The organism is Curtobacterium poinsettiae, from assembly GCF_025677645.1.
Taxonomy (GTDB): Bacteria; Actinomycetota; Actinomycetes; order Actinomycetales; family Microbacteriaceae; genus Curtobacterium; species Curtobacterium poinsettiae_A.
This window is the reverse complement of record NZ_CP106879.1, coordinates 1,580,880-1,592,550: the sequence shown is the minus strand read 5'-3', so window position 1 is coordinate 1,592,550 and position 11,671 is coordinate 1,580,880. Positions and strand designations below refer to the sequence as shown.

Sequence of the window (11,671 nt, the reverse complement as noted above, 5' to 3'; positions counted from 1 at the left end):
TCCTGCAACGCGGCGGAAGCGGGTTCTACTCCCGGTCGAACTCGCCGCTGCGGTCGCCGCGGTCCTGCAGGTCGTCGACCGGGTCGGACTCGCTGGGCTCGTAGGTGAACTCGACCGAGATCTGGTCGAGGACCTGGCGGGACTTCGTGGCGCGGTAGGTGAAGGCCGTCTGCAGGCCCTCGACGTCGGCGAACACCGTGACCTCGTCGTCCAGCGCGTCGCTCGTGGCGGTGCGGGTGTCGGTCGTGCCGTCGAAGGGGCCGCCGTGGAAGATCGCGGTGTACTCGTCGCCTTCGTGGATGGTGATGTCGCTCATGCCTCCCTTCTACCAGGCGGCGGCTGGTGCAGTCTGTCCGGCCCGCGTTGCGGTATTCATAGCACAGCTATATAGTTCAGCTATGGAAACACCGCGTGAGCAGACGATCGAGACCCTCCTCGTCTCCGTCAACCGCCTGATCCGCAGCGCCGTCCAGTCGACGGGCAACACCACGTCCACCGCGGTCTGGCGCACACTCGGCATCCTCGAGACCGACGAGCCCCTGCGACTCGGTGAGCTGGCGACAGCATCGCGCGTGGCACAGCCCACGATGACCCGACTCGTCGCCGGCATGCTCGCCGACGGCCTGGTCAGCCGCAGCGTCGACCCGGACGACTCCCGCGGCCAGCTCATCGAACTCACCGAGGCCGGACGCGAGCGGCTCGCTTCCTGGCGCTCCACCCTCACCAGCACGGTCGGTCCGTTGTTCGCCGACCTGACCGACGACGACTGGGACGTCCTGCACCACGCGGCGAACCTGATCGCCCAGCGCACCCGGACAACCCCCAACGGAACGGAGATCCCCGCGTGAACGCCCACGCACCCGCCGGCCAGTCCGGCTCCATCCTCAAGCAGTCGTCTGCGGTCTGGGCGATCGCCTTCGCCTGCGTCGTCGCGTTCATGGGCATCGGCCTCGTCGACCCGATCCTCCCGGCGATCGCGGCGTCCCTCAAGGCGACCCCGGCGCAGACCGAGTTGCTCTTCACGAGCTACCTCGCCGTCACCGGTGTCGCGATGTTCTTCACCAGTTGGGTCTCCAGCCGCATCGGCGCGAAGCGCACCCTGCTCATCGGACTCGCCCTGATCGTGGTCTTCTCGGTGCTCGCCGCGACGTCGAACAGCGTGTGGAGCATCATCGACTTCCGCGCCGGCTGGGGCCTCGGCAACGCGCTCTTCATCTCCACCGCGCTCGCGACCATCGTCGGGGCAGCGTCGGGTGGCACCGCCTCGGCCATCATCCTGTACGAGGCAGCACTCGGCCTCGGCATCGCCGTCGGGCCCCTCGTCGGAGGCCTGCTCGGCTCGGTGAGCTGGCTCGGCCCGTTCTTCGGCGTCACGACCCTGATGGCCGTCGCGTTCATCGCCATCGTCGCCCTGCTGAAGACCGGCAGCCTTGAGAAGCCCACACCGACGAAGCTCTCCGCCCCCTTCCGCGCCCTGACCCGTCCGGCACTCGCCGCCCTGGCCGCGACCGCACTGTTCTACAACATCGGCTTCTTCGTCCTGCTGGCGTACACCCCGTTCCCGCTCGGCTTCGGCGCGCTCGGCATCGGCTTCACGTTCTTCGGCTGGGGTGTCGGTCTCGCGATCACGTCGGTGTGGGTCGCCCCGATGCTCACCGCCCGTCTCCGGCGGACGACGGTGTTGAAGGTCGCACTGCCGCTGCTCGCCCTCGACCTGTTCGCCGCGGCCCTGGTCGTCCGCTCCCAGGTCGGCCTGATCATCTGCGTCGTCATCGGTGGCCTCGTGCTCGGTGTCCTGAACACCGTGCTCACCGAGTGCGTCATGGAGGCCACCGACCTCCCCCGCTCGGTCGCCTCGAGCGCCTACTCCGCGGTCCGGTTCATCGGCGGCGCCATCGCGCCGCCCGTCGCGACCCTGCTCGCCGACGCGTACTCCCCCTCGGCCGCCTACGTCTTCGCGGGTGCATCCGTTGCGGTCGCCTTCGTCGTGATCCTCTGCACCACCAGGGTCCTGCGCCGCGTCGACGACGGCCCCGAGCCGGAGCGTGTCGAGGCCGAGGCCATCACCGCCGGCGACATGGCCTAGCCGCCGGGGTGCGGGGGTCTTCCCCCTTCCCCCTTCCGCACGAACGGGCGAAATGCCGGAGTGTCCCCCATGGGCACCCCGGCATTTCGCCCGTTCGTGCGTCCGCGCGGGCGCTCGCTCACCCCTCGTTCCACGCCCCACCCGCGAGCGGGCGAAATGCCCGGCCCCGACCGCGGAGCAACTCCGGCATTTCGCCCGCTCGTGCGGGCTGGCGAGAACCGTGCGGCAGGCGGGGTGGAGGGCGACCGCCTGGAGGCGCGGGGCGGCCTGCCGGGGTCGCCGCGGGCCTCCAGGCGGTCGCTTCACGATGCATGCGGCTCGCGTCGCGGACGAGCGGGCGGAACATCCGGGTGCGCCAGCAGGACGACCGCGGCATTCCGCCCGCTCGGCAGCACGCAGCCGTGCGAAGCCGGGAGCGCGGCGCGGCCGCTGTCGGCGAGCGGGCGGAATACCGCGGTCCGTTCGAAGGGTGCCCTCGCCATTTCGCCCGCTCGCGTCGACGACGCGGGACCGGGCCGGATCGGTGCGGCAGGCGGGGTGGGTGGCGACCGCCTGGAGGCGCGGGGCGGCCCGTCGGGGTCGCCACGAGCCTCCCGGCGGTCGCCTGCACCGCATGCGGCTCGCGTCCCGGACGAACGGGCGGAACATCCGGGTGCGTCCGCAGGGCGATCGCGGCATTCCGCCCGCTCGCGGGACGGGCGGGACGGGCTGGGACGGGCGGACGCGGCCGGGCGCGGTCGGGCCGGCGCGAGCGGACGCGGCCGGGCACGGTCGGGCCGGCACCGGCGAGCGCGGCCGCACGTACGGGACGATCGCGGGGCGGGAATAGGATCGGGGACATGGCAACCGCGAATGACCGCCTCGTCTGGATCGACTGCGAGATGACCGGCCTCGACCTCGAGGTCGACGAACTCGTCGAGGTGGCCGTGGTCATCACCGACTTCGACCTCGAGCCCGTGCACCCCGGCTTCGACATCGTCATCAAGCCGGACCAGTCGGCGCTCGACAACATGAACGAGTTCGTGACGAACATGCACGTCACCTCGGGGCTCATCGACGAGATCCCGAACGGCGTCAGCCTGGCGGACGCCGAGTACCAGGTGCTCGAGTACATCCTCCAGCACGTCCCCGCCGAGGGCTCCGCGCCGCTGGCCGGCAACACGATCGGCACCGACCGAGCGTTCCTGTCGAAGTACATGCCGCGGGTCGACGGGCACCTGCACTACCGCAGCGTCGACGTGTCGAGCATCAAGGAGCTGTGCCGCCGCTGGTTCCCGCGCGTGTACTTCAACGCGCCGGAGAAGCACGGTGGACACCGGGCCCTCGCGGACATCCTCGAGTCGATCCGGAGCTCGAGTACTACCGCCGCGCCGGCTTCGTCGCCGAGCCCGGCCCGAGCACGGACGACGTGCGTGCCGTGCAGGCCGACGTCGTGGCGAAGTGGGAGTCACGGCTGGCGCAGCCCGCGGCCGAGTAGCGACACGGGTGGTCCGCACCCCGTCCCGCATGTACTACTATTGAGTGGTCGCGCCGGTCCGCCGGTTCGAACATGGTGGATATAGCTCAGTTGGTAGAGCGCCTGGTTGTGGTCTAGGAGGTCGCGGGTTCGAGACCCGTTATTCACCCCAGTGTTCTAGAACAGACGAAGGCCCCGGTCCGTTGGATCGGGGCCTTCGTCGTACCGCGGGTGGTCAGCGCGGTGTGGGACGATCCCCTCGTGATGGAGATGTCCGCCGACGACTTCGAGCAGCTCGTGACCGACGAACTCGACCTGCTGCCTGACGAGATGGTCGACGGGCTCGACAACGTGGTGTTCGTCGTCGAGGACGAACCGGAGAACGGCGAAGAGCTCTTCGGCGTGTACGACGGCATCGCGGCCACCGAGCGCGGGCAGTACGGCTTCGGCGAACTGCCCGACCGCATCGTGGTGTTCCGGAAGCAGCACCTGGCCGAGTGCGACACCCTCGAGGAGCTCAAGGACGAGGTGCACACGACGCTCGTGCACGAGATCGGACACTTCTACGGCATCGACGACGAGCGGCTGCACGAGCTCGGCTGGGCATAGCGGCCCAGCGACTCGCCCGCGCACCGCACCGCACCGCACCTCAGAACCGCGTGGGCCCCACCTCGTGGTACTTCTCCCACGCGCCCACCGGCCCCCGCCCGTGCAGCGCGTACTCCCCCACCATCCGTTCCTTGTAGACGGCCGGGTTGTGCGACGCCACCACCCGCGCGTTCCGCCAGTGCCGGTCCAGCGCACGCGTCCGGTCGGCCGCGGACGCCCCGCCGACCTCGAACAGCTCGGACGCCGACCGCAGCACCCGCGGCCCGACCTCGACCTGCGCCTGGTACACGGCGTTCTCGGCCGCGTCGAGCAGCACGCGGTCGACACCGACCCCGGGCTCGTTCGTCGCGACGACCCCGTCGAGCAGCCCAGCGGCGGCGGCGACGAGTGACCGGGCGGTGAACGCCCCGGCCGACAGCCGCCCGAGCACCGCGAGCACCTGCGGGTCCTCCCCCGGCACGGCCGCGTTGGCGTGGATGTACGTGCGGGTCCGTGGTCGCACGAAGGCCACGGCGTCGTCGGACACCGCCTGCCCGATCCCGGCGAGGACGGCCAGCAGGTACAGCTGGTAGAAGGCCTGGATGTGCGACAGCGGAGCGTCCCGGTACGCCGACACCACCGACGGGTCGACCGCCACCCCCTCGAACACGGTGGTGCCCGACGCGGTCAACCGCTGCCCGAAACCGTCCCAGTCGTCGATGCTCCTGACCCCCGGCGCGGTGGCGTCGACGGCGAACGTCACGCGCTCCCCGTCGCGATCCGCCGCCAGGTAGATCCAGTCCGCGTAGAGCGTGCCGGTCGAGTAGAACTTCCGCCCGTCGAGACGGAGGGCATCGCCAGCCGGTGTGACCGTCGTCGAGATGTCGGCGAGCGTCGTGCCGGTCCGCTCCGAGGTCGCGTTCCCGATGACCGCCCCGTCGACGATGCGCTGGAGCCACTCGTCCCGCCCGGCCGAGTCCGGCCGCAGCAGCACGAGCTCCGTGTACCCGAAGTGCCCGCGCCACAGGTGGGCGATGTTCGAGTCCGCGGCGGCCAGGTCCGCCACCAGGTGCGCGAGTTCGACGAGGGTCACCCCGAAGCCGCCGCGGTCCTCCGGCACACGCAGCCGCCCGAACCCCGCGTCGGCGAGCGCGCGGACCTCGTCGTGCGGTAGCGGCCGGTCTCCCGGCGTCCCGGATGCGAGCTCGCGCGCGACCGCGCCGTCGCGGATGGCCGCGAACAGCGGTGCGAAGCGCGCCCGCAGGGTGGTCAGGCGGTCGGCCGGGAGGCCCGTCCTGCGCCCGTCGGTCGTCGTCGCCGCCGTCACGCGGTCACCTCCACGCCACGTGCCGCGTCCGCGACGCCGCTCGCGCCGCCGGTGAACGCTCCGCGCCACTGCCTGGCCGGGTGCGAGTCCGGCAGCTGCGCGTGGCCGAAGAGCTTCTCGCGCAGGGTGCCCTCGCGGTACTCGGACTGCATCAGCCCGCGCTCCTGCAGGGTCGGCGCGATGTGGTCGACGAACTCCTCGTACGAGCCGGGCAGCGTCCAGTTGATGACGTTGACGCCATCGACACCCACCCGCTGCCAGTCGGCGAGCTCGTCGGCGATCTGCTCCGGCGTGCCGACGACCCGGGCGCGGAGCTTGGCGGACAGGCGAGCCAGGTCGGCGATGGTCGGCTCGCGGTCGCCGGCGGCCTCGCGGAGCCACTGCAGGTGCGACTGCCCGGCGTGGGTGCGGACCTCGGACAGGGGGGTGTCCGGGTCGAGGGGTTCGCCGGTGTCCGGGTCGAAGCCGAGGTTCGAGTGCACCAGGAACCCGTCGGCGGCCAGGTACTCGTCGATCTCCGCTTCCTTGGCCTTCGCCTCGGCCTCGGTGGAGCCGGTGACGAAGGTCAGGCCGAGGAAGAACGCGATGTCCTCCCGTCGGCGCCCCGCTGTCGAAGCGAGGTCGCGGGTCTCGCGGATGAGCTGTTCGGTGGCGTCCCGGTTCGAGGTCAGGATGAACTGGGCCTCGGCGTTCCGCGCGGCGAAGGCACGGCCGGCCGGCGACGACCCAGCCTGGAACAGCACCGGCGTCCGCTGCGGCGACGGAGCCGACAGGTGCGGGCCCTGCACGTCGTAGCGCGTGCCGTGGTGGTCGATGCGGTGCACCTTGTCGGGGTCGGCGTAGCCGTGGACGGGGTCCTTCAGCACGGCGCCGTCCTCCCACGAGCCCTCCCAGAGCTTCGCGCAGACCTCGAGGTACTCCTCGGCCCAGACGTAGCGCTCATCGTGCTCCTCGAGCCGGTCGGCGCCGAAGTTCCGGGCGGCGCTGTCGAGGGCGCTCGTGACGACGTTCCAGCCGATACGGCCCCGGGTGATGTGGTCGAGCGTTGAGACCTTGCGGGCGAAGTCGAACGGGTGCGCCTGGATGACGCTCGAGGTGAACGCGAGCCCGAGGTGCTCGGTCGACACGGCGAGCGCGGAGAGCAGCACGGAGGGGTCGTTCGAGGGGATCTGCAGCCCCTCGCGCAGGTTGGTCGAGTAGTCGCCGCGACCGGGGCCGTAGGTCCCGACGACGTCGGCGAAGAACATCGCGTCGAACTTGCCGCGCTCGAGGGTCCTCGCCAGGTCGGTCCACAGCGTCACGTCGTCGAAGTCCGCCTGCCGGGCGTCGGGGTGGCGCCACAGGCCGTGCTGGATGTGCGACGTCGTGTTCATGACGAAGGCCGCGAAGCGCAGCGGGCGGTTCGGTGCATCGCTCATGCGTCCCATCGTGGTCGGCGGGCACCGCCCGACGACAGCGACGTGACCTCCCGTTACGCGCGGTGTTCCCCGCGGCCCTGGACGCGACCATGCTCCTGAGGCATGCCGAGCCAGACCACCGTCACCGCGCCTCCAGGCCGTCCCGCCGCACCGTCGACCACCGCGACCCGTCGTCGGGTCGCCCTCGCGTCGTTCGTCGGCACGACCGTCGAGTACTACGACTTCTACCTCTACGCGACGGCCTCGGCGCTGGTGTTCGCACCGACGTTCTTCCCGTCGGTGACGCCGGCCGTCGGGGTCATCGCGTCGTTCGCGACCTACGGCGTCGGGTTCGTGGCGCGGCCTCTCGGCGGCGTGATCGCCGGCCACCTGGGTGACCGGATCGGGCGGAAGAAGCTGCTCGTCGCGTCGCTGGTGCTGATGGGCATCGCCTCCACACTGATCGGGGTGATCCCGTCCGCCGCGACCATCGGGGTCGGTGCCGTCGTGGCGCTCGTGTTCCTGCGGCTGCTGCAGGGCGTCGCGGCCGGTGCGGAGTGGGGCGGCTCGGCGCTGCTGTCCGTCGAGCACGCACCGGAACGGCACCGGGGGCTGTTCGGGGCGTTCACGCAGATGGGGTCGGCCGGTGGGATGCTCCTGGCGACCGGGGTCTTCACGCTCGTGCGGTCGACGCTCGGCACCGAGGCGTTCCTGGCCTGGGGCTGGCGGCTGCCGTTCCTGTTCTCGGCGGTGATCGTGGCGGTCGGGCTCGTCATCCGGCTCGGCGTGCAGGACGCCCCGGTGTTCCAGGAGCTGCGCGCCGCGGGTGGGGTCGAGCGGTTCCCGGTGTGGCAGGCGATCCGGCAGCATCCGCGGTCGATCCTGGTGACGGCGGGCCTGCGCCTCGTGCAGCCGGCGCTCTACTCGATCCTGACGACGTACTCGCTGACCTACCTCGGCAACGTGCGCGGGCCGGCGGGCTCGGACGCGGGGCTGCAGGCCGTGCTCGTGATCTCGGCGGTGTCGCTCGTGTCGACGCCGTTCTGGGGGTGGCTGTCCGACCGGGTCGGGCGGCGGGTGCTCACGATCTGGTCGGCGGCGGGCATCGCGGTGCTCATCTGGCCGTTCTTCGCGTTCCTCGACGCCGGTCCGCTCGTGCTGCTGCCGCTCGTGGCGCTGATCGGGATGTGCGTCTTCCACGACAGCATCTACGGGCCGCAGGCGGCGTGGTTCGCGGAGCAGTTCCCGACCGGGCGGCGGTACTCGGGGATGTCGCTCGGGTACCAGATCGGGTCGATCTTCTCGGTGGGGCTGACGCCGCTGCTGGCCGCGGTGTTCGTGCAGCTCGGGGGTGGCTCGCCGTGGATCCTGTGCGGGTACCTCGGGGTGTACGCCGTGCTGACGATCGTGGCGGCGGTGTTCGCGGTGGATCCGCGGGCAGTGGCGCGGCGGGAGGCGAGCACGGGCACGAGCGCGGGGGCGCGGGCGGGCACAGGCGCGGGCGCGGCGGGCTGACGTTCCGCGCTGAGCGACAGCTCTCGCCGTCCGGAGCCCGTGAGGTGTCGCCGAGCGCGAAACCTCGATGCTCGCCGCCGGCCGCGGTGCTGCGGCGCCCTACGTCCGCAGGACCACGTCGGCGAGGGCGGCCGGGTCCTCGGCGGCGATGAAGGCCTGCTCCTGCGCGGCCCAGCGGTCCCACTCGCGCGCGAAGACCGCACCGTCGCGGCCGATCGCCCGGTCCCACCGCACGGCGTCATCGGCCTCGAGCCACACCCGCAGGGACGCCAGCGGTGCCGACGCCCGGGACAACGCCCCGCACCCCTCGACCACGATCGGCAGGTCGGGGTCCACCGACGCCCGGTCCGCGGGTGCATCGGCCGCCCAGTCCCAGCGTCGGTACCCACTCGGCGTTCCGAGGACGTCGGTCACCACGGCATCGGCAGCCGCACGCAGGCCGTCCCACCCCGGGTACAGGTCGTCCAGGTGCACGAGCTGCGCGCCGAGCAACTCCGCGACCTGTGCTCCGAGGGTGGTCTTGCCCGTGCCGGACCGGCCGTCGACGAGCACGACGGCACGCCGACCCGTGGCAGTGGCGACACCGGCAGCAGCAGCGGCCAGGCCGGGGGCGAGGTCAGCGGCGGTCGCGCCCGTTGCGCGCCCGCCGCTTGTCGCGTGTTCGCCGCCCGTCGCGCGCCCGCCGGCCGTCGTCCCGTCCGCGCTTTCCGTGTCAGGCACGCCACGTCCCCACGCTCACCGCGACCGTGATCGACACCACGCCGATGCCGACCAGCGCCGCCACCATCGCCCACTCCGGCCCGGCGAACCGTGCGACCCGCGCCCAGGTGCGCCGCCCGGGAGCACCGAACCCCCGTGACTCCATCGCCACCGCCAACGTCGTCGCCCGACGCAACGCGAGCACGAGCAGCGCGAACGCCATGGTCGCCCCGCGTCGCAGCCGCCCGGAGTCGGCCAGTCCTCGGGCGCGCCGCGCCATCGCGAGCTGTCGCCAGTCGTCGACGAGCAGCGTCATCATCCGGACGGCCGCGAGCGCCCCGAGCACGAAGCGCGCGGGCAGCCGGAGGACCTGCGCGAGCCCGTCGGCCAGGTCGGTCGGGTCGATCCGCACGAAGAGCGCGATGGCCGGCACCCCCACCGCGAGGACCCGGAGCGCGGTCGCCGACGCGAGCGTCAACGAACCGTCGGTGACGTGCGCGAACCCGAGGTCGAACCACTCCCGCCCGGAGGGCCTGCCGTACAGCGCGATGCTCACCGCCGTCAGCGGCACCGCGACGAGCACCGGTGCGAGTCGGAGCAGCAGGGTCCGGACCGGCAGGCGCAGGAGCGGCAGGAGCGCGAGTTCGAGCGCCAGGGCGACGGCGGCGGAGACGACGTCGAGGCTGAGCACCAGGCAGACGCCGAGGGCGAGCACACCGATCAGCGACGCGACCGGCTGGACGCCGGGGATGCCGGGCGCGCGGACCGGCAGCGGTCGTCGCACGGGGTTCGTCCGGTGGGTCGCGTTCGTCCCGGCGGTCGCGTCAGTCCCGGCGGTCCCGGCGGTCCGGGCGGTCTCGGCGGTCCCGGCGGTCCGGGCGGCCGTGTCGGTCCGGTCTGGAGGCCCGGGGCGGATCCCGACCGTCGGCCCCGTCTCCGGGATGGTCGCGACCGACGGCCCCTGGTCGCGCCCGACGGTCCGGACACCGTCCGGCCCGAGCACGACCTCGTCGGCATCGAGTGCCCGGACGAGATCGCGGTCGTGGGTGACCGCCACCACCGCGGTGCCGGCGTCGGCCAGGGCCCCGAGCCGACCGACGACGGCCTGCCACGTGGCACGATCCTGCCCGGAGGTCGGTTCGTCGAGCACGACGACCGGCGGCCGGGCCGCGATGACCGCGGCGATCGCGAGTCGTCGTTGTTCGCCCCCGGACAGGGTGAAGGGGTTGGCGTCGGCCAGGCGTGCGAGCCCGAACTCGTCGAGCAGAAGGATGGCTCGTTCGGCGGCGTCCGCGGCTCCGAGGGCGCGGGGGCCTGCCTCGACCTCCTCGCGGACGGAGCGGGCGACGAACTGGTGCTCCGGGTCCTGGAACACCGTGCCGATCCGGGCGGCGAGTTCGCGGCTCGTCCAGGCGTGCGGTGCGGCGCCGATGCCGTCGGCGAGGGTGTCCGTGGCGCGGAGCTGACCGGCTGCCGGTGGGAGCAAGCCCGCGAGGGTCAGCCCGAGCGTCGACTTGCCGACGCCGTTCGGTCCGGTGACGGCGAGGACCTGCCCGGCCCGGAGCCCGAGGTCGATGCCGTTCCCCACCGCTCGCTTCCCCCGTGCCGTGCCGAGCCCCCGGGCTTCGAGCAGTACCGCCGTCCCCTCGTCGAGCACCCCCTCGCCGAGCACCCCCTCGCCGAGCGGGCGGAATGCCGCGGTCGCCCCACCGGACGCCCCGGGTACTTCGCCCGCTCGCCCGCTCGCACGCCGCCGCCCCCGCGCCGAACCGCGCGCCGGCTCGGCGCCCGGCACCCAGACCCCGGCCGCCGTGAGCGCCTCGCCGTGGTCCACCAGCACCCGGGCCGGCGGACCGTCCGCGACCACGCCGCCGCCCGGTTCGAGCAGCACGAGCCGATCGACCAGGTCCAGCCAGGTGCCGATCCGGTGCTCCACCACGAGCAGCGTCGCCCCGGTCTCGTCGAGCAGTGCCCGGACGGCGTCGTGCACCTGCGCCACGCCGTCCGGGTCGAGGTTCGCGCAGGGTTCGTCAAGCACGAGCGCACCCGGCCGCATCGCGAGCACGCCCGCGAGCGCCAACCGCTGCCGCTGCCCGCCGGACAGCTGCGCGGTGGAGCGGTCGAGCGGCAGGTCGAGGCCGACGACGTCGAGCGCCGTCCGCACCCGGGCCCAGGTCTCGTCGCGGGAGACGCCGGCGTTCTCGCAGCCGAAGGCCACGTCGTCGCCGACGCGGGACATCACGGTGTGCGCCTCGGGGTCCTGCATGACGAGACCGACTCGCCCGCGGACCGCGCGGGGGTCGGCCTCGTCGACCAGGAGTGCTCCCTGCACCGAAGCAGCGGTGTCGTCGGTGGCATCGGGCTCGTCGGGCAGCACGCCCGCGACCGCTCGCAGGAGCGTCGACTTGCCTGCCCCGGACGGGCCGACGACGGCGACCCGCTCCCCCGGCTCGACGGTCAGGTCGACGTCGCGGACGGCCCAGGCGTCCCGCTCCGGGTACCGCCAGCCCCAGCCACGGAACACGATGCGTGCCCCGCGGACGCCGGCACCTGCGCCGGCGTCGCCGCCGGTGGAAGGGGACGTCGCCGACGGAGCGGGCACG

General features: G+C 72.8%; 9 protein-coding genes, 1 tRNA gene and 1 pseudogene. 6 read left to right on the top strand and 5 right to left on the bottom strand.

The genetic code is table 11. The annotated features are described in order from the left end of the window. Window positions 1-25 precede the first annotated feature (25 nt). A complete protein-coding gene (locus OE229_RS07755) occupies window positions 26-316 on the bottom strand; it encodes a hypothetical protein (protein WP_017886051.1) in 291 nt (96 codons plus the stop codon). 82 nt (window positions 317-398) lie between these two features. On the opposite strand from OE229_RS07755, the gene OE229_RS07750 reads away from it, so the two are divergent. The 5 genes and pseudogenes from OE229_RS07750 to OE229_RS07730 all read left to right on the top strand — a co-directional run bounded on the left by OE229_RS07750 (window position 399) and on the right by OE229_RS07730 (window position 4,151). Continuing rightward, window positions 399-848: a MarR family winged helix-turn-helix transcriptional regulator gene (locus OE229_RS07750; protein ID WP_111024208.1), complete on the top strand. Its 450-nt coding sequence runs from the start codon at window positions 399-401 to the stop codon at window positions 846-848. Next, window positions 845-2,086, top strand: a complete 1,242-nt coding sequence (locus tag OE229_RS07745; protein WP_262137297.1) for an MFS transporter — start codon at window positions 845-847, stop codon at window positions 2,084-2,086. The genes OE229_RS07750 and OE229_RS07745 overlap by 4 nt, the downstream gene beginning before the upstream one ends. A gap of 839 nt (window positions 2,087-2,925) precedes the next feature. Further along, a pseudogene (orn, locus tag OE229_RS07740) lies at window positions 2,926-3,563 on the top strand (oligoribonuclease). A 75-nt stretch (window positions 3,564-3,638) separates the two neighbouring features. Continuing rightward, window positions 3,639-3,714: transfer RNA gene (locus OE229_RS07735), tRNA-His, on the top strand. Between the two features lie 92 nt (window positions 3,715-3,806). Next, window positions 3,807-4,151 carry a metallopeptidase family protein gene (locus OE229_RS07730; RefSeq protein ID WP_262140114.1) on the top strand — a complete coding sequence of 115 codons (345 nt, stop codon included), beginning with the start codon at window positions 3,807-3,809 and terminating at the stop codon, window positions 4,149-4,151. A gap of 40 nt (window positions 4,152-4,191) precedes the next feature. Here the strand turns inward: OE229_RS07730 and OE229_RS07725 are convergent, their stop codons facing one another. Together OE229_RS07725 and OE229_RS07720 are read right to left on the bottom strand one after the other, a co-directional pair. After that, complete coding sequence (locus OE229_RS07725; protein ID WP_262137295.1) at window positions 4,192-5,457, bottom strand: acyl-CoA dehydrogenase family protein; 1,266 nt, start codon at window positions 5,455-5,457, stop codon at window positions 4,192-4,194. Next, window positions 5,454-6,875 carry an LLM class flavin-dependent oxidoreductase gene (locus OE229_RS07720; RefSeq protein ID WP_262137294.1) on the bottom strand — a complete coding sequence of 474 codons (1,422 nt, stop codon included), beginning with the start codon at window positions 6,873-6,875 and terminating at the stop codon, window positions 5,454-5,456. Before OE229_RS07720 ends, OE229_RS07725 begins: the two co-directional genes overlap by 4 nt. Before the next feature lie 102 nt (window positions 6,876-6,977). On the opposite strand from OE229_RS07720, the gene OE229_RS07715 reads away from it, so the two are divergent. After that, window positions 6,978-8,369: an MFS transporter gene (locus OE229_RS07715; RefSeq protein WP_262137293.1), complete on the top strand. Its 1,392-nt coding sequence runs from the start codon at window positions 6,978-6,980 to the stop codon at window positions 8,367-8,369. Window positions 8,370-8,468: 99 nt separating this feature from the next. Here OE229_RS07715 and OE229_RS07710 read toward each other — a convergent pair whose 3' ends face one another. Beyond that, window positions 8,469-9,089, bottom strand: a complete 621-nt coding sequence (locus OE229_RS07710; RefSeq protein WP_262137292.1) for a nucleoside/nucleotide kinase family protein — start codon at window positions 9,087-9,089, stop codon at window positions 8,469-8,471. After that, window positions 9,082-11,670 (bottom strand): ATP-binding cassette domain-containing protein, encoded by a 2,589-nt coding sequence (locus tag OE229_RS07705; RefSeq protein ID WP_262137291.1) that lies wholly within the window; start codon window positions 11,668-11,670, stop codon window positions 9,082-9,084. The genes OE229_RS07710 and OE229_RS07705 overlap by 8 nt, the downstream gene beginning before the upstream one ends. Between the last annotated feature and the right edge of the window lies 1 nt (window position 11,671).

Bases quoted from the DNA above. Each gene is read 5' to 3' on its own strand.
- OE229_RS07730 (WP_262140114.1), top strand. From the start codon at position 3,807: ATGGAGATGTCCGCCGACGACTTCGAGCAGCTCGTGACCGACGAACTC.
- OE229_RS07755 (WP_017886051.1), bottom strand. From the start codon at position 316: ATGAGCGACATCACCATCCACGAAGGCGACGAGTACACCGCGATCTTC.
- OE229_RS07715 (WP_262137293.1), top strand. From the start codon at position 6,978: ATGCCGAGCCAGACCACCGTCACCGCGCCTCCAGGCCGTCCCGCCGCA.
- OE229_RS07750 (WP_111024208.1), top strand. From the start codon at position 399: ATGGAAACACCGCGTGAGCAGACGATCGAGACCCTCCTCGTCTCCGTC.
- OE229_RS07720 (WP_262137294.1), bottom strand. From the start codon at position 6,875: ATGAGCGATGCACCGAACCGCCCGCTGCGCTTCGCGGCCTTCGTCATG.